Source organism: Burkholderia stagnalis (assembly GCF_902830275.1).
Taxonomy (GTDB): Bacteria; Pseudomonadota; Gammaproteobacteria; order Burkholderiales; family Burkholderiaceae; genus Burkholderia; species Burkholderia stagnalis.
The window spans coordinates 250443-267165 of record NZ_CADESW010000008.1 but is presented as its reverse complement, the minus strand read 5'-3'; the positions used below and the strand labels follow the sequence as shown (position 1 = coordinate 267165).

Here is a 16723-nt window from a genome sequence, read left to right as displayed (position 1 = left end):
ACGGACTGGCTCGCCGCGCGGCAGTACCGGTACGACGCGGCGGGACGCCTGACGCGCATCGAGGATCGTGCGCGCGGGGCAACCGATTACACGTACGACCCGGTGGGGCGGTTGCTGAAGGCGGTGACGCCCGATCTGAAGGAAGTCTTTGCGTTCGATCCGGCGGGCAATCCGGTCGATCCGGAGAAGATCACGCCGCGCCCGACCGAGGAAACGCTCGACGAGATAAGCCGGCGGCACCAGCGGATCATCGCGCAGGATCGGGCGTGGCAGGACGCGCACCCGGGCGAGCGGATGACGCCCGAGCAGATCGCGCGGCGCACGCGGATGGCGGACGAAGCCGGCCGGCTGGATGCGTGGGAGAAGGCGCTGCCGAAGTGCGTGGGCAATGTGCTGAAGGAGTTGAACCGCACGCGCTACGAGCACGATGCGCACGGCAACCTGATCCGCAAGACCGAGCCGGGCGGCATGACGTGGCTGTATGCATACGATGTGGCGAACCGGCTCAAGCGTGCCGATCGCTACGCGAAACCGCCGGCGGCGAACGAGATCGACCGGATCGAGCGGACGCCGGACGGCACCACGTCGATCCCGGGCACGGTGCGGCCGGAATTGCGGGTGAGCTTCGCCTATGACGCGTTCGGGCGGCGCACGCTGAAGGAGGTCGGGCGGCCGGACGGCAGCATTGACCGGACGGTGTTCACGTGGGACGGCGACGTGCTGTTGATGGAGGAGCGCTTCCACCTGCCGCCGCTTCAGTCGGGCGAACGCGAGCCGCTGGCCTACCGCCCGGTCCGGATCGTGCGCGAGGATCCGGACGATGAGGACGCGCTGCCGGTGGCGCAGCGCATGCATACGCTCAGCGAGCGGCATCAGTGGCAAGGGGCGTCGCTCTACCTGCATGAGCCCGGCACGTTCGTGCCGCTGGCGCGGCTGGACGAGACGCTGGTGGAAGCGGCGTTCATCGCGACGGGGACGGATGGCCGGTTCGTACAGGTGCCGGCGAAGACGCGGCACGCGACGCTGTTTTACCAGAACGATCATCTGGGGACGCCGCAGGAACTGCTGGACGAGTCGGGGAAGGTGGTGTGGCTCGGGCGGTACAAGGCGTGGGGCGGGGAGAAAACCGTCTGGCAGGCGCAGCCGGAACGCCATGAGGCGGGGAATCCGATCCGGTTCCAGGGGCAGTACCATGATGACGAGACGGGGCTGCATTACAACCGGTATCGGTACTACGATCCGGGTAGCGGACGGTTCGTGTCGAAAGACCCGATTGGTCTTGACGGCGGTATCAACGTCTACCAGTACGCTGAAAACCCAACGGGTTGGATTGATCCGCTAGGGTTGGCGAGAAAGTGTCCTTCATGTCCCGGTAAGAATGATCGCCAGTGCGATGAAGTGCACAATGACTACAATCAAGCGATGAATAGTGCCCTTGACTTTACTAAGATTACAGCAAAGGGGGCTATTCCAAACCCGGCAAAATTTGGCTCTCAGCCGTTTAACGGACGACGCGCTCCTGATGAATATCGCGGGTTTCGTGTTGAGCACGACGAAAGGCATGGTGCTCACATCAATGTGTTTAATGGGAAAGGAAATGAAAAAACAATCTGCTTCAATGCATCTGGCAAGACGGTTGACAAGATAATCAAGAGGTTTAATCGATGATTTTCTCAAAAAAATGTGACGGTTACATTTCCGCCCACTCATGCACCGAGAGTGAAGAGAGATGTGCGCTTGACTTTATCAGGAAAGCTCTTCCTGTTAGCTCATCGGCTATCGATTGGAAGCGTATCGTCAATAAGGAAGAAGTGAATGATGTTGATAGAGCACACCTGGCTGATGAATTGACTGGCATTGCAAATTCCATGGGGGCGATGGTAAATGACGTTTTTTATGTCATCAATGTCGATGATGCTTTTCCAGTGCTTAAGACCCGCCTATTGGAGTGGTTGAGATTTTCCGGTGAGCTTGATTTTGTCGATACGATATTTGTATCGGAGTCTAAGAGGGTGATTATTCATTGGGATTTTTATAAAAACCTGCACGCAACAATCGTGTGATCGGCCCTTTACGTATGAGTAGTCGGTCGAAGCTGGGCGAGATGGAAATCGTGCATCTGACGTAATTGAAGGAGAGGAGGATGTACTCGCTGGGTTTGAAGACCAAGAGTTCGATGTATGTAAGGTGTGCCACCCGATCTGCTCTGGTCTACCGTCGTGCGACGTCGAGATTCCTTGTCACACAAGGCTCAACGACGCATCATTCGCCGCGCGATAACACTACGACGATTAATGTGGCGCGCATCGCTGCGGGAGATTGCGAAAGCTGAAAGATCGGTCGTAGCGGCAGGTAGACGGGGCTGCACTATAACCGGCATCGGTATTACGATCCCGATACGGGTAGGTTCATTAGCAAGGACCCGATCGGGTTGGCGGGCGGGATCAACGTCTATCAATATGCACCCAATCCGACGGGGTGGGTTGATCCGCTTGGGTTATCCGGTTTTGAATCTAGGGTTCTAACCAGCGGGACTGTTTTTAGAAATGCATCTGGAACCCCCGATAGCCTGACTCCGCGCTTAGGAAAAGACACAACCCGAATCGATGGGAGAGAGCCGGGCTTGTCGGCAGCCACTTCGGAAGCAGGATTGGACAGCGGGAAATATGTTGAGCTAGACGTCGGTAAGCTTTGTTCGTGCGGGCTTCAAGCGACGCACGATAAGCCGAATGGTCACGTGACCATTCGACCGATAAACGATCCGATCGATTCAAAATTAACACACTGGGCGAAGTCCAGAGGAGGCGGCTCGACGCATTCCCTGACAGAAGGTATATTGAGAGCAATCACTGGCCGGGGGGGAAGTGATGGCGATCGATATCCAATCCTATTTGTCAGACTATGTGGCGCGGATAAAATGTGCCATTGAAAATAGAGTCGAGATTGAGTCATCGAATTCAGGATTTTACCAAAGCTCTCTCGGTGGCACGGCATACGTAAGCTTCTACCCAAAGGAGATCGATTTCACACTTGATCTGATCGGTGTGGGTGATAAATATACGATAACCGCCGATCTGACAGATCAAGAGGGAAAGGTGGTTTCTGGAGATATCTTTAAATTCGACGGGAATCCAGAGTATTTGTGCATGGAGCTTGATGCGTTCTTCCCTGATTTGGTTAAGTTGGTTTCGGATCGCCTTTAAATGAATGAGATGGCCACGTCAGTGGCCCCTCGTTCGTCTAAAGCTGGCATCGGTACTATGATCCAGGCATGGGGGCAGGTCACCTGACGTATGTGCAGGACATTGCTAAGAATGGGGCGATCCAATCAAGTGCGAGCATTTCCCTATCTGATTATCAAGCGACGCTTGGTGAAACTAAAGTTGGTAGAGAAATTGGAGCTGAGATTGATATCATTCTAGATCGATAATTTCGATATGCCTTGAAGAAGGGGGCTTGATTCGATTCGAGCTATTCTTGTGAAATGTCGAGAAAAACGTTTTGACTCTAAGTCTGTGAATGAATTGCTCGGTGCAATGAAGAATGGTGTGGCTGAAGATATTGAAGGCAGGATTCTAGAAAATGTGGATATCGTTTCTGGCTTTTACGGTCCCAATATGCGAATTTGGTGACGGATAGCATGCGTAGGTGCCACTTCGATCATATGGCACCTTCGTATCGCCTCACTGCGAATGGTGCTACACGTAGCAGCCGCTGGCGGAGAACGAGATCGACCGGCTCGAGCAGACGCAGGACGGCGCCGCGTCTATCCCAGGCACGGTGCGCGGGTGAGCTTCGCCTACGACGCGTCTGGGCGGCGCACGCTGAAGGAGGTAGATAGCTGGAAGACAGCATGGATGGGACGGTGTTCAGGGGCGGGAGATCTGTTCCCCCACGCGGAACTGGCACGCCCCCTCAAATCGACCCGAACAACGCCCGCGGCCGATCCTTCAACGTCCCCGCCAGAATCCGCAGCCCGTTGACGAGCTCGTCGCGCGTCGACGCGCACGCGAGGTTGATGCGCACGCCGTGCTCGAGCTCCGCGCGATCGACCGCGAACGTCGACGACGGCATCACCACCACGCCGCGCGCCTTCGCATTCGCCGCGAAGTCATCCGCGCGCCACGGCGGCGGCAGCCGCAGCCACACGAACATGCACGCCGGGTCGGATTTCAGCTGCCCGGCCGGCAGCAGCTCCCGCGCGAGATCCACCCGCGCGCGGATTTCCGCCAGTTGCGCATTCATGATCCGCCCGGCGGTGCCGTTCTCGATCCAGGCGGTCGCGATCAGCATCGACATCGGCGCGGGCATCCACGCGGTCGTGCGCACCGCTTCCGCACACAGCGCGACGCTGTCCTTCGGGCAGCACAGGTAGCCGAGCCGCAGCCCCGGCGCGAGGATCTTCGACGTCGCGCCGATATGGAACGTCAGCTCCGGGCACAGCCCCGCGATCGTCGGCAGCCGGTCGCGCACGAGCGGGCCGTACACGTCGTCCTCGATGATCGTCACGTGATGGCGCCGCGCGACGTCGACGAGCGCCATGCGCCGCGCGAGGCTCATCGTCGTCACGGTCGGGTTCTGCAGGTTCGGCACGACGAAGATCGCCTTCACGGGCATGCGCTGGCAGATCCGCTCGATCTCGTCGGGCAACAGGCCGTCGTCGTCCGCCGGCGCGCTGACGATCTCGAACTGGAACACCGGCGCGAGCGCCTTGAGGCCGTAATAGGTGAGGCGATCCGCGACGATCACGCCGTCGGTGCCGATCAGGCTGTTCAGCACCGCATACAGGCCATGCTGTGCGCCGCTCGTCACGACCACCTGGTCGCGCGACGGCGCGAAGCCCGGCGCGGCGAGCCATTGCGCGCCGGCCGCGCGCGCCCAGTCGGGCCCCTGCGGCGGCTGGTATTCCTGCAGCGTCGCGAAGCGCGGGTCGTTCGGCAGCGTGCCGAGCGTCTGCGCGAGGCTCGCGAGGAAATCGCCGGTGGCCGGCCGGTTCACGGTCAGGTCGATCACGCCGTCGCCGGCCGCGAGCGACGCGCGCGCCGGCTCGATGCTCGGCATCGCGCCGCCGGTGACGAGCGACCCGCGGCGCTTGCTGCCGATCACGAGGCCGCGCAGCTGCAGCTCCTTGTACGCCCGCGACACGGTCGACACGTTGATGCCGAGCTCGGTCGCGAGCTGGCGCTGCGGCGGCAGGCGGCTGCCCGGCGGATACGTGCCGTTGCGGATTTCCGTCTCGATCGAGCTCGACACCTCGACGTAGGTCGGGCGCTTCGCCTGCGCCGGCGCGCCGCTGTCGCGCGCGTCGGAAAGTTTGTCTGATGCCATTTGTCGCCTGTCGCCACACAAAAAGCGTTTGTCTGTCGTTTTGCCCTGCCTCGCGATTGTATATGAGCCGCCCCGTGCGTCAAACAGTCCCGCAAAATCCCGCTGAATCAGTCAGTTGAAAGCGGGTAAACACCGACGCCACACAATCTCATTTTGATTGCACACAAAAAATTCTTGTGTGATTCTTGATTCCATCTTTGTGTGAGTGCAGTGCGCCGGAGGGGATGCGTCATGGCGAACGTCGCCATCGTGGGGGCAGGTTTCATCGGGCTCGGCGCGGCCGCCTGGCTGCAGCGCGACGGGCACCGCGTGACGCTGTTCGACCCGGCGGGCGTCGGGCACGGCGCGTCGTTCGGCAACGCCGCGACGTTCGCGCCGTACGGCTGCGTGCCGGTGAACAGCCCGTCGGTGTTCCGCGACATCCCGCACTACCTGTTCGCCGCCGACAGCCCGCTGCGCATCCGCTGGCCGTACCTGCTGCGCGGCGCGCCCTGGCTGGCGAGGTTCCTGGTCGCGTCGACGCCGGCCCGGCACCTGCGCAGCGTGCAGGCGCTGGCGGCGCTGCTGTCGCGCGCCGCCGAAGGCTACGCGCCGTTGCTCGGCACGCCGCGGCTTGCGGCTTTCGTGCGGCCGCGCGAGTGCCTGTACCTGTACGCGCGGCAGGCGTCGTTCGAGGCCGCGCAGCCGTCGCTCGCGCTGCGCCGCCGGTTCGGCGTCGCGTTCGAGACGCTCGACGCGGCCGGCATTCGCCGCCTCGAGCCCGCGCTCGCGCCGATCTTCTCGCACGGCGTGCTGTTCGACGGCAGCTGGCATTTTTCCGATCCGCACGGCTTTCTCGGCGCGCTGTTCGACCATCTGGCCACGGGCGGCGCGGCGCTCGAACGCGCGCACGTCGAGCGGATCGAGCCGGCCGGCGACGGCGTGACGCTGATCGCCGACGGCGCGACGCGCACCTTCGACCACGTCGTGATTGCGGCGGGCGCACGCTCGCGCGCGTTCGCGGCCGCGTGCGGCGATCGCGTGCCGCTCGATACGGAGCGCGGTTACCACGTGCAGTTCGCGCAGCGCGAGCACGTCGTGTCGCGGCCGGTCGGCTGGGCCGAGCGCGGCTTCTACATGACGCCGCTCGACGAAGGGCTGCGCGCGGCCGGCACGGTCGAGCTCGGCGGCTTCGACGCCGGCGAGAACCGCGCGCTCGTCGACCTGCTGACGCGCTCGGCGCGCGAGGCGCTGCCGGCGCTCGGTGCGCCCGTGCGCAGCTGGCTCGGCTTTCGCCCGACGCTGCCGGACGGCGTGCCGGTGCTCGGCCGCGCGCGGCGCAGCGAACGCGTGATCTACGCGTTCGGCCACCAGCATCTCGGCGTGACGCTGGCGGGCATCACCGGCCGGATCGTGGCGGACCTGGTTGCGATGCGCGCGCCGCCGCTCGACCTGGCCGGCTATCGGGCCACGCGTTTTTGACTTTGACGCGCCGCGATCGGACGGCGCGCGACCCCGGATACGGCTTCGAGTCGTCGCGTATCGAAGCGGCCGGAACGGTAGACACGAACCGCGACTTCAACCGCAGCAAGGAGGCATCATGAATCGTCGTAACTGGCTGGTATGGCTGGCGGTCTGCTCGATCGGCACGGCCGTCACGTCCGCGCAGGGGGCGGACGTGGAAACCGTGAAGATCGGCTTCGCCGGCCCGCTGACGGGGCCGGTCGCCCGCGTCGGCAAGGATCTGCAATACGGCGCGCAGCTCGCGCTCGACGAGGAGAACGCGAAGCACCCGACGATCGGCGGCAAGCCGGTGCGCTACGTGCTCGACGTGCAGGACGACCAGGCCGATCCGCGCACCGCGATCCAGGTCGCGCAGAAGCTCGTCGACGACGGCGTGGTGGGCGTGATCGGGCATTACAACTCGGGCTGCAGCATTCCGGCGTCGGCCGTGTACCGGCAGGCGAACGTGACGATGATCACGCCCGGGTCGACCAATCCGCAGCTCACGATGCAGGGCTTCAAGAACGTGTTCCGCACGATGGGGCACGACGGGATCGGCGGCGTGGTCGCGGGGCGTTTCGCGGTCGAGCAGCTGAAGGCGAAGCGGATCGGCATCATCGACGATCGCACCGCATTCGGCCAGGGGCTCGCGGATGCGTTCGAGAAGGGCGTGAAGGAGGCGCACGGCACGGTCGTCAGCCGCGAATACACGAACGACAAGGCGGTCGATTTCCGCGGCATCCTGACGACGCTGAAGAGCAACAACATCGACCTGCTGTTCTTCGGCGGGCTCGACGAGCAGGGCGCGATGCTGGTCAAGCAGATGCGCTCGCTCGGCATCCGCGCGCAGCTGTTCGGCGCGGGCGCGCTGAAAAGCAACGCATTCCTGAAGATCGCCGGCAGCTCCGGCGAAGGCACGCAGGATCTCGAGCCGGGCCCCGCGCTCGACAAGCTGCCGGCCGCGCAGGCGTTCGCGCAGCGCTACAAGGCGCGCTTCAACCAGGATGTCGAACTGTATGCGCCGTTTGCGTACGACGCGGCGCTCGCGATGATCGCGGCGATCCACAATGCCGATTCGGCCGATCGCGGCAAGGTCGTGCAGAGCATGCCGAAGGTGTCGGTCACGGGCGTGACGGGGAAGATCTCGTTCGACGAACGCGGCGACCTGATCAAGCCGCCTTATACGCTGTTCCGGGTCGAGCAGGGGCAGTGGCGCAGCATCCGCACGGTCGGCGGCGCGTCGAACGGGTGACGGGGGGCGTCAGTGCGTGTTCGGCGTCTTCGGGAGGTCGGACGCCGGCACGCTGACCGGCATCATGCCCGCGTTTGCATCGTCGCGCGGGTCGAGCACGAAGCGGAACGACTCGACCCGCTGCATCACTTTCGCCGCATACGCGTGCGAGCCGCCGTAGCTCTTCAGCGCGGCGCCCACGTCGCCGCCGGCGGCCTTCACGTAGCCGGACAGGATCGCCGAGCCGGCGTTGACGTTGGCGGTCGGCTCGGTGAGGTCCTTCACGTTCCGCAGCAGCCCGCGGTGCGCGCTGGGCACCACCTGCATCAGCCCGGTTGCGCCGCCCGCGCCGCGCGCCTTTTCCTGGAAGCGCGATTCGATCGAGATGATCGCGTAAACCAGTGCCGGCGGCAGCGAATATTTCGTTGCATTAGCGCTCACGATGTCGGCGAGTTTGGCGGCCTTCTCTTTCGCGACGCCGAATTTCTTCGTCAGGTAGGCGGTGATGCGGCGGTTTTCCTCGTTCGGCTGGGTGTCGGCCTGCGGCGCGGACGCGGCCGATGCCGCGGAGGCGGCCACCGCGATCGATGCGGGCGCAAGCGGTGCGGGCGCTTGCTGCGCCGACGCTTGATTCGCGGTGCAAAGCAACAACACGGTCAGCCAGGGAAACCGTCGCATGGTCCGGGGGAGGGAATTGGGAGGCGCACAGTATATCCACCATTCGTCACAGCCGGCTGGAATCAAGACTGAATTGAAAGGTACATGTAACAGCCGTCGGAATCAGTCCCGATCGAGATTGGCCTTCAGAATCCGAAGCCGAGTCCGGCCGTCGGGCGTGAAATGCGTGCCGAAGCGCACCAGCCCTTCCTGATGCAAATGGCAACTCATCGTGAAACTCAGCAGCATGCCAGGTTCCGTCTCGCTGACCTGGATGTCGATGGCCTTCACGCGCGGCTCATACTTGAGTATCGTTGCTTCGATCGCATGCCTAAGCTTGTGTGCGGACGACGGCAGGTGCCGGTAGATTTCCGACAGATCGTCCAGTCCGTAATCCGGCAGGTGCGCGAGGCCGTTGCGTCGACTGTTCAGGATGCGCTGAATGTTGTCTTGCACCGAGAGAAAGGTTTGTGTCGCGGCGTCGAAATCATCGATTCGCGAACCGTTTGCGAAATGTCCCGTTATCGCTTCGAAGAGGCCTGGCCCGCGCGTCATGCCCTCACCTCCACAGCGGCGTCGAATTCGACCGCCGCGCCACTCGCAATATCGCGCTCAACGTTCAAGCCGCCATCGTTCCGAACCGAGTCGCCGAACCTATACTGCGGCGTCGCTTGAAACGAGCGGTGCTGCGCGATCCTGGCGATTGAACCGCTCAGCCATCCATCGAGCGCAAGGTACAGGGCGCCTGTCGCGACGACGGAGAGCAAGAGCCAGATGAGTGCGGAGAGACGACGGCGGCGGTGCGCGGCATCGGATTTGACGATGAGGGGGCCGGATGCGCCGAGGCTGCCGCCGAGGCGCTCGTCGATCGTTCGCAAGAGCATTGCGTGAGCATCCTGGCCACTCAGCGCGAGCTTGCCGGTGAATCCAAGACTCAGTACGGCACGGAAGATTGCCAGCAACGGCAGTACGGGCCGGGGCTCGGCGAGACGACGCTCGATACGCGAAATCACTTCGTCGCCGGCGTCATGCCGCTGGAATTCACCGATCTGCAAAGGTTCGCGCTCCCAGGCGTCGCGGTCGTCCCCCGTCAAGTTGCGAAGTGCTGATTCATCGAGCAATGCGCACTGGGCATACACGGCGTCTTCCACGGCGTCGTGCGGATGACCGGTCGATATCATTTCCTCGCGCAGTCGAGCGATCTGCTGGCTGCATGTTTTCCGAAGGGAATCGAACGACTGAGGCGCGAGACCACAGCGAAGACTCGCGACGGTCAATGCCGTATCGCGTAGCGCGACCGGCAGCAACACCATGGTGTCGGTTCGCGAATCAGGCGTCATGTCGGCAACACCGCATAAAGTTCGAGCGAGACATCCGGTACCGACGCCGGGACGTAGAACTGGCATGCGCGTGCATCCAGCATTCGTTTGAATGCCGGGTGAGTGTTGTCGAGGGCAAAGTACTGGTTCTCGATGCGAATGGGAATGGCCGCGGGCAGGCGTGACATCGCGCGCAGCGGAATACCGGGCAAGGCCGAGTTGACGATCTGCTCGACCTCGTCGGGGGCGCCGGCCTTGCACAAGCGCGGCAGCTGATCGAGCAGCGCATGAGGAGAGAGTCCGGACTGGACCGACAGGTAGTAGTCGGCACCGTCGACGAGCCGTTCGTCGTTGATCTTTCCGGCCCATACCGTTTCTCGTACCTTATCCAGGGCGATCGGCACGACGCGCGAAGGAATGACGGTATCGAGGAGCGTGCGAATCAGCGATTCCAGTTCGGCAAATACCGGTTCAGGGGCGCGGTGGTCGTAAGGCGGAATGGCCTGCAGCGTCTCCACTGTCGAGAATGTCAACAGCGATCCGGCCAGGCGCGCCAGCACGCCGTACAATCGTTCGGGATGCTGGCCGGGCGCCTGACACAGGCGGGCAAGATCCGGCCACGCGCTGTTCACGCTGTGCAGCAACCAGAAGAGCGACACATCGGCAACCGCATAGTCGGCAATCTGGTCGGAGCGCTCGCGACGACGAACCGCGAGGCTGGCGCTTTTGGCGACAAGGATCTCCGACAAGCGGTTCATGCGGCCGACCAATTGGTCGCTGGCAGACAGAACGAGGCACGGAGGTACGAAGGCGACGTCCATCTCGAAGCGTCCCTGTGCGCTGCGTACGAATTTTCCGATCGGGCAGGTCACGTAGTCGCCCGCCTCCTCGAAATCGAACATCAGCGCCAGCGCATGGCGTTCGACGCTGATTTCCTCTTTTTCGTCACCGTTCATGTCGGCAACCTGAAGGTATTCCCGCCGGAAGCGTCGCGGACGGGCCGGCTTGTCATCCGATTCGATGCAGTTTCCGCCCTGCGGGTCGATCAGGGGCAGCCCGACGAGCACGACGACCGACTCGGTTCGAGCCGGCACGTCGTTCAGATCGCGCGCCGGAGGCAGGCAGTCGGCCGACTCGGTGTCGATCAAGGTTCCGTCGGGCAGACGCATATCGAGGGTGGACAGCTGCAGACGGTCGATGGCCAGCGCCTGAGTATCGAACGCTACCCGGCTCACTCCCCAAGGATCGGGGCTGGCAATGCTTGCAATACGTTCGTCGCATGTTCGTTCCCACAACGCCTGTTGCTGGAAGTGCTGGGGCGTCATGAAAATGCCTTTTGCCCAAAGTGGTCTCGTTATCTTCATCGATAGTGGTCGGTATTGGAAATTGGGTTCAGGTCGGGGGCCGGCAAGCAGCATCAATTCTTCGCCCTCGGCATTTGCGAGACGAGTGACAGGTTGATGTCCATCCCTTCGATCTGGAAGTGCGGAACGATGAAGAGCTTGACGCGGAAAAAGCCCGGGTTGTCCTCGATGTCCTCTACGCTCACGCGCGCTTCTCGCAGCGGGTGCGACGTCTGGAGGTCGTCACTGGGGTCGGTCATCTCCGTGACGAGCGATTTGATCCATGCGTTCAATTCAAGCTCGAGCAGGCGCCTGTCTTTCGTCGTCCCGATGTTCTCGCGCTGGATCAGCTTCAGATAGTGGGCGATGCGCGACAGCAGGAAGATATATGGCAGGCGTGCGTTGATGCGGCTGTTCGCGGCCGCCTCCCTCGTCTCGTACTGCGCCGGCCGTTGTGCCGAGTTGGCCGAGAAGAAGCAGGCAAAGTCGTGGTTCCGGTAGAACGACAATGGAATGAGGCCGAGATTGGCGAACTCGAATTCGCGCGCCTCCGGAATGAGCGCCTCGGTCGGAATTTTCGCCGGGTTGCCGGTGCCCAGGTCATACCGGTGAGTGGGCAAGTCTTCAACCAGGCCGCCCGCCCGTGGCCCGCGAATCTGCACGCACCAGCCATTCCTGATGAAGCTTTTCACCATGTTCGCGCCGAACGCGAACGATGCATTTGCCCAGAGATAGCGCGTCGAGTCGGGCGCGCTGACCGCCTCCCGGTAGTTGAATGCGCGCACGGGAAAGGTGTTCGGGCCATATGGCAGGCGGGCCAGAAAGCGCGGAAGCGTGAGACCGATGTAGCGGGCATCGTCGGTCTCCCGGAAGCTCTTCCATTTCTGATATTCGGAGCGATCGAAATAGTTGCCGATGTCGCGGATGCCGACGACTTCCTCCATCGATTCCTTGCCGAAGAACATCGGCGACACCGATCCGATGAACGGCATGTGTGCCGCCGCCGACACCTTCGAAATATCGCGCAGCAGTGCAATGTCCTGCGCGCTGCGATCGAAAGCGTAGTTGGAGATGATGGCCCCGATCGGCTCGCCGCCGGGCGTGTCGTATTCGTGGGCGTATGTGTGCAGATAGAGGCCGCTTTGAATGATCTCGGGCGCATCCTCGAAATCCTGGCGCAACTGCTCCTTCGACACGTCGAGCACTTCAATGCGCACGTTGCGACGAAAGTCAGTGTGATCGACGAGATATTTCAGGCCGCGCCATGTCGACTCGATTTGCTGGAATGCTGCGTTGTGCAGGATCTCGTCGATCTGATCGCCGATCTGGAGATCGAGTCGGGCGATATGGAAATCGAGCAGGCTCTTGTCGAGCTCGTCGACCTCGCATGACCCGTCGTCAATCATGGCGAGGAGCACGGCGATTGCATGCGTCATGCGTTCGGCGAGCGGCGCTTCCAGCAGCCTATCCGCATGCTCGAAGGCGCGAAGAGGCCGCAGAAACCCGACTGGCTTCAGGTTGATGCTTTCGCACAGTGTTTCATAGGCACCTTTCACATGTGGGGCGATGACCGCCGTGCTCTCCCCCGCAGAATGATGTGGTCTCGTTTCGCGTTCTGACATTTCGCAATATTTTTCGATGCTGTGCGGTCGACGCCCGGTACATGCGTCCGTTAGGCGCATGGCCGATACGTGATTCTGAATCGAGACCGAATGCTGCTTGGGGCATCGAATTCAGGAAGCGGCCAATCCACGTCGCGCTCACAACAATTTCAAGATAAAGATAGGGATGCAAATTGATGGCGCGAATAAATAGCACACAAATTCCATCTTGAAATATGTGTGCATGAAATATTTCGTGGACTGCGAAAAATACGCAAACGTCCATTCACATGAGATGACAATGTGTTTACCATGGCCCGCAAAAATTCATGCCGGGTTGCAATGACAGTACACGCAACATTGGAGGCAGCCGTTCTGCAATTGAGGGAAGAGGGACGATGGCGGATCTGCTTGAGAGGTTGGACGAGTATGCGACGAACCCGGGGGCGATGACGGGCCGGCAATCGTATTTCCTGGAAGTGTTGGGAGAATCCACAAGCCGGGAATTGTCGGTGGTGTCGTTCACGGCAACCGAGCGCATGGGCGATCCATACCGGATCGTCATCGAACTGACGCACCCGAATCATCTTGCACGCGGCGACTATCTCGGACGCGACGCAAGTTTCACGATCGAGCCGGCAAACGGCGCTCGGCCCCGGGTGTTCGCCGGCTGCATCACGCGTTTCGCGAAAACGAAGACGACGAGGGACTTCAGCCGCTACCGGATCGTCGTCGAGGCGCATATCGCGCGCCTGCGGTTGACGCGCACGAGCCGGATCTATCAGCAGCAGAGCGCACCGCAGATCATCGAGGCGATCCTGCGCCGCCATGGCTTCACGGGCCATCAGTTCGCGTTCAACCTGCGCCGCCAGTATCCGCAGCATGCGTTTCGTTTCCAGTATCAGGTTTCGGACTTGGCCTATATCCGGATGCTGATGCAGAAGGAAGGGATCTACAGTTACTTCACGCAGGGCAAGCACGGCGATGTGATCGTGTTTGCCGACGACATCGACCATTACGTCTATACGCCGGAACTGAAGGCGGCATACCGGGAGACTGCCGGGCTGGAGGCGGGCGTCGAGGCGGTGTTCGCGCTCGAGATGCATGCGGAAACGGTCCCGCAATCGATCCTGGTGGCGGACTACAACCCCGATCAGGCCTGGGAGCGGTTCAAGGCTGACGCCAACGTCGCAAAGAAGGACACCACGACATACGGGCAGTCCTATGTCTACGGTACGCATCATCTGGATCAGGATGGCGCGCGCTGGGAGGCGCAACTGCGTCACGAAGCGGAGATCGCGTGGCAGGTGCTCTACGAGGGCGAAAGCAACATCCTCGCGCTGCGTCCGGCGCGCGTGCTCCGTGTCGACGAAGCGCTGCCGGACGCGCCGAATGGCCAGGTGATCATCGAGACGATTCACTCGGGAGCACGGGATCAGGCGTACCGCAACAGCTACAAGGCCATTCCCGCAGACCGCCGCTTCCGCCTGAAACTTGACGTGGAATGCTGGGCGAAGATCAGCGGCACCCTGAGTGCGCGGGTGACGTCTCCACGCGACTACGAATACGCATACCTGACGCAGCAGGGCTATTACACCGTGCGATTCGACCTGGATTTCGACGAATGGAATCCGGGCGGCGAGAGTGTGCCGCTGCGCCTCGCGAAGCCGTTTGCGGGCGGCCTCCAGACCGGTTTTCATTTTCCTGCGCTGCACGGCGACGAAGCCGTGGTGGAATTTCGCGACGGCAACCCGGACAAGCCGTACATCTCCCAGTTTCACCACCACAGCCAGGCGATCGACCTGATCACGAATCAGGACCGGTGGCTGTCGCGCAACGTGATTCGCACGCAGAGCAACAACAAGCTGCGGATGGAGGATTGGCGAGGCTGCGAAGGCATCAAGCTGTCGACCGATCATTCGGGCAAGAGTCAGCTGAATCTCGGCTATCTGGTCGATTCGAAAAAGCAGCGGCGTGGCGAGGGCTTCGAGCTGCGCACGTCGGGTCATGGTGCGGTCCGAGGCGGAAAGGGGCTGTTCGTTTCCACGGACGACAGGCCGAATGCGGCCGGTGAGCAACTCGACATGCAGGAGGCGATGACGCGGCTCGGCGACGCGCAGGCCCGCATGGAGGGGCTGGCGCAGGCCGCGAGCATCGCACGGGCCGACGCGGCCGATGTAAAAGCAATGCAGCAGGTGCTCCAGGAGCAGATTCGGGATCTGCAACAGGCGGTCATGCTGCTGTCGTCGAACGCGTCCGTCGCCGTCGTGACGCCCGATGCGCTCGTCCACAGCGCCGGCAGCAATCTGACGATGACCGCGGGGGCCAGCGCGGATATCGGCGTGTTGCGCAGGTTCACGGTGGCGGCGGGCGAGGCAATCAGCCTGTTCGCGCAAAAAATGGGCATCAAGCTGTTCGCCAGCCACGGGAAAGTGCGGATCCAGGCGCAGAACGACGAGATGGAGCTGACGTCGCAGCAGAACATGACCGTGACCAGCAGCGGGGGGCATGTGGTCGTTCAGGCCGGCAAGTCCGTCATGCTCACGGATGGCGGCGGCGCATACATCAAGCTTGAAAACGGAAACGTGACGATCGCGTCGCCGAACAAGGTGGCGATCCGGATGGCGAACTTCGCGTGGGAAGACCCGGATAGCGCGGCAGGCAAGCTGCCGGCGTTCGCCGCGTGCAAAGGATCGCAGGGGCTCGCTTCGACGTCGGGCGAAAACAGCGTGGCGCTGGGATGACGGCGAACCTGCAACCTGCCGCTCCGATTTTGCGCTGCCTGCCGCCGACGCTGACGGGCGGCGGCTATCTGTTGCTCGAACCCGCTGCGTTCGATGACGGCGGCCTGGTGGCCACGCTGAACCTGACTTGGTGCAGCCCGATCAATTGGGGCAAGGATCTTGCCGGTCTGCCGGCGCTCGTCGATCTTGCCCGGTGCGACGCGTGGCAGAAGGAATGGCTGGCATCCGTGCTGGATGCGGAGCATGTGATTCGGCAAAGCAAGCCGCTGACGCGCACCGGTATCGGGGCGTATATCGAAGCGCCTGTTTCGCTCGATGAGCTGGCCGGGCATCTTGCGAACCGTCTGCTGGTGTTGCCGATCCATAAAAGCGGCAACCGTTCTCCAGGCGGCGCGTTGTGGCGCTTCTTCGATCCGCGCGTGTTCGCCAATCTGTGCTGGATGCTCGCCCCCGGCATGTTGACCGCGCTGACGGAGCACGTGTCCGGCTGGTCGTTTCCGTGGCTGAACGGCTGGTTCCGATTCGACGCGGATATCGGGCATTCGTCCGTGGCCGACATGGAACCGCTTGCGCTGCTACAGGAGCGTTCCGACGAGTTCACGCGGATCGACATCGATGTATGGGACCGCGCGCAGCGAATCTCGAGCATCAATCAGGTGCTTGCCCGCATCGATTTGCCGGCGGAGCTGTCCTGGGAGCAGCAAGCCGCTCTGGCGGCACGCGTCGAATCGGCGCTGGTGGCGGCCGAACATCGGTTGCACTGGGATCAGCGCGAAGACCGCGTGCGGTACGCGGAATACGCAGTGCGCTATGGGCCGGCGTTCCTGGCGCACCCGAAATTGAGCGACAGCTGGGCGCAACTCGACGCGCGAACCGTCTCCATGAACTGGGCCGAACTGATCGCGCTGCTCACGCCGGAAGAGCATCAGGCGCTCGCGTCGCACGCGGTAGACCAAGACGGCACCCAAGGCGGCCGACCCGTTCCGAATCAAACCCCAACCCGTAGGACATGACATCG

13 protein-coding genes and 1 pseudogene are annotated in these 16723 nt (G+C 62.2%); 8 read left to right on the top strand and 6 right to left on the bottom strand.

Features of this window, described 5'->3' with window-relative positions; all coding sequences use genetic code 11:
- From HWY45_RS17115 to HWY45_RS17100, 4 genes and pseudogenes are all read left to right on the top strand, one after another.
- On the top strand, window positions 1-1668 hold a 1668-nt coding region (locus HWY45_RS17115), incomplete at its 5' end, for an RHS repeat-associated core domain-containing protein (RefSeq protein ID WP_176118372.1).
- Window positions 1665-2063: a hypothetical protein gene (locus HWY45_RS17110; RefSeq protein ID WP_150999377.1), complete on the top strand. Its 399-nt coding sequence runs from the start codon at window positions 1665-1667 to the stop codon at window positions 2061-2063. The genes HWY45_RS17115 and HWY45_RS17110, both read left to right, overlap by 4 nt.
- A gap of 293 nt (window positions 2064-2356) precedes the next feature.
- Window positions 2357-2503: pseudogene (locus HWY45_RS37440) on the top strand (RHS repeat-associated core domain-containing protein); the annotation flags it as partial.
- 364 nt (window positions 2504-2867) lie between these two features.
- Window positions 2868-3203 (top strand): hypothetical protein, encoded by a 336-nt coding sequence (locus tag HWY45_RS17100; protein WP_059884550.1) that lies wholly within the window; start codon window positions 2868-2870, stop codon window positions 3201-3203.
- Window positions 3204-3915: 712 nt separating this feature from the next.
- Here the strand turns inward: HWY45_RS17100 and HWY45_RS17095 are convergent.
- The gene (locus HWY45_RS17095) at window positions 3916-5328 is read right to left on the bottom strand and encodes an aminotransferase-like domain-containing protein (RefSeq protein WP_059884552.1); all 1413 of its coding nucleotides are present in this window, start codon (window positions 5326-5328) and stop codon (window positions 3916-3918) included.
- A gap of 231 nt (window positions 5329-5559) precedes the next feature.
- On the opposite strand from HWY45_RS17095, the gene HWY45_RS17090 reads away from it, so the two are divergent.
- A complete protein-coding gene (locus tag HWY45_RS17090; RefSeq protein ID WP_059884554.1) occupies window positions 5560-6789 on the top strand; it encodes an NAD(P)/FAD-dependent oxidoreductase in 1230 nt (409 codons plus the stop codon).
- A gap of 118 nt (window positions 6790-6907) precedes the next feature.
- On the top strand, window positions 6908-8062 hold the full coding sequence (locus tag HWY45_RS17085) for a branched-chain amino acid ABC transporter substrate-binding protein (RefSeq protein ID WP_059801560.1): 1155 nt from the start codon (window positions 6908-6910) through the stop codon (window positions 8060-8062).
- Window positions 8063-8071: 9 nt separating this feature from the next.
- On the opposite strand, the gene HWY45_RS17080 is transcribed toward HWY45_RS17085, so the two are convergent.
- The 5 genes from HWY45_RS17080 to tssC form a co-directional block, all read right to left on the bottom strand.
- Window positions 8072-8719 carry a transglycosylase SLT domain-containing protein gene (locus tag HWY45_RS17080; protein WP_059884556.1) on the bottom strand — a complete coding sequence of 216 codons (648 nt, stop codon included), beginning with the start codon at window positions 8717-8719 and terminating at the stop codon, window positions 8072-8074.
- A 102-nt stretch (window positions 8720-8821) separates the two neighbouring features.
- Window positions 8822-9253 (bottom strand): type VI secretion system baseplate subunit TssE, encoded by a 432-nt coding sequence (tssE, locus tag HWY45_RS17075; RefSeq protein WP_059565869.1) that lies wholly within the window; start codon window positions 9251-9253, stop codon window positions 8822-8824.
- Window positions 9250-10038, bottom strand: coding sequence for a DotU/TssL family secretion system protein (locus HWY45_RS17070; RefSeq protein WP_081069889.1), 789 nt, complete (start codon window positions 10036-10038; stop codon window positions 9250-9252). The genes tssE and HWY45_RS17070 overlap by 4 nt, the downstream gene beginning before the upstream one ends.
- Window positions 10035-11381 (bottom strand): type VI secretion system baseplate subunit TssK, encoded by a 1347-nt coding sequence (tssK, locus tag HWY45_RS17065; RefSeq protein ID WP_081069890.1) that lies wholly within the window; start codon window positions 11379-11381, stop codon window positions 10035-10037. Before tssK ends, HWY45_RS17070 begins: the two co-directional genes overlap by 4 nt.
- 53 nt (window positions 11382-11434) lie before the next feature.
- Window positions 11435-12982, bottom strand: a complete 1548-nt coding sequence (tssC, locus tag HWY45_RS17060) for a type VI secretion system contractile sheath large subunit (RefSeq protein WP_059884558.1) — start codon at window positions 12980-12982, stop codon at window positions 11435-11437.
- 377 nt (window positions 12983-13359) lie between these two features.
- On the opposite strand from tssC, the gene HWY45_RS17055 reads away from it, so the two are divergent.
- Together HWY45_RS17055 and HWY45_RS17050 are read left to right on the top strand one after the other, a co-directional pair.
- Complete coding sequence (locus HWY45_RS17055; RefSeq protein WP_081069891.1) at window positions 13360-15705, top strand: type VI secretion system Vgr family protein; 2346 nt, start codon at window positions 13360-13362, stop codon at window positions 15703-15705.
- Window positions 15702-16718 (top strand): DUF4123 domain-containing protein, encoded by a 1017-nt coding sequence (locus tag HWY45_RS17050; protein ID WP_059884561.1) that lies wholly within the window; start codon window positions 15702-15704, stop codon window positions 16716-16718. The genes HWY45_RS17055 and HWY45_RS17050 overlap by 4 nt, the downstream gene beginning before the upstream one ends.
- Window positions 16719-16723: the final 5 nt, after the last annotated feature.

Bases quoted from the DNA above. Each gene is read 5' to 3' on its own strand.
- HWY45_RS17080 (WP_059884556.1), bottom strand. From the start codon at position 8,719: ATGCGACGGTTTCCCTGGCTGACCGTGTTGTTGCTTTGCACCGCGAAT.
- HWY45_RS17090 (WP_059884554.1), top strand. From the start codon at position 5,560: ATGGCGAACGTCGCCATCGTGGGGGCAGGTTTCATCGGGCTCGGCGCG.
- HWY45_RS17085 (WP_059801560.1), top strand. From the start codon at position 6,908: ATGAATCGTCGTAACTGGCTGGTATGGCTGGCGGTCTGCTCGATCGGC.
- HWY45_RS17095 (WP_059884552.1), bottom strand. From the start codon at position 5,328: ATGGCATCAGACAAACTTTCCGACGCGCGCGACAGCGGCGCGCCGGCG.
- tssC (WP_059884558.1), bottom strand. From the start codon at position 12,982: ATGTCAGAACGCGAAACGAGACCACATCATTCTGCGGGGGAGAGCACG.
- tssE (WP_059565869.1), bottom strand. From the start codon at position 9,253: ATGACGCGCGGGCCAGGCCTCTTCGAAGCGATAACGGGACATTTCGCA.
- tssK (WP_081069890.1), bottom strand. From the start codon at position 11,381: ATGAAGATAACGAGACCACTTTGGGCAAAAGGCATTTTCATGACGCCC.
- HWY45_RS17100 (WP_059884550.1), top strand. From the start codon at position 2,868: ATGGCGATCGATATCCAATCCTATTTGTCAGACTATGTGGCGCGGATA.
- HWY45_RS17050 (WP_059884561.1), top strand. From the start codon at position 15,702: ATGACGGCGAACCTGCAACCTGCCGCTCCGATTTTGCGCTGCCTGCCG.
- HWY45_RS17110 (WP_150999377.1), top strand. From the start codon at position 1,665: ATGATTTTCTCAAAAAAATGTGACGGTTACATTTCCGCCCACTCATGC.
- HWY45_RS17055 (WP_081069891.1), top strand. From the start codon at position 13,360: ATGGCGGATCTGCTTGAGAGGTTGGACGAGTATGCGACGAACCCGGGG.
- HWY45_RS17070 (WP_081069889.1), bottom strand. From the start codon at position 10,038: ATGACGCCTGATTCGCGAACCGACACCATGGTGTTGCTGCCGGTCGCG.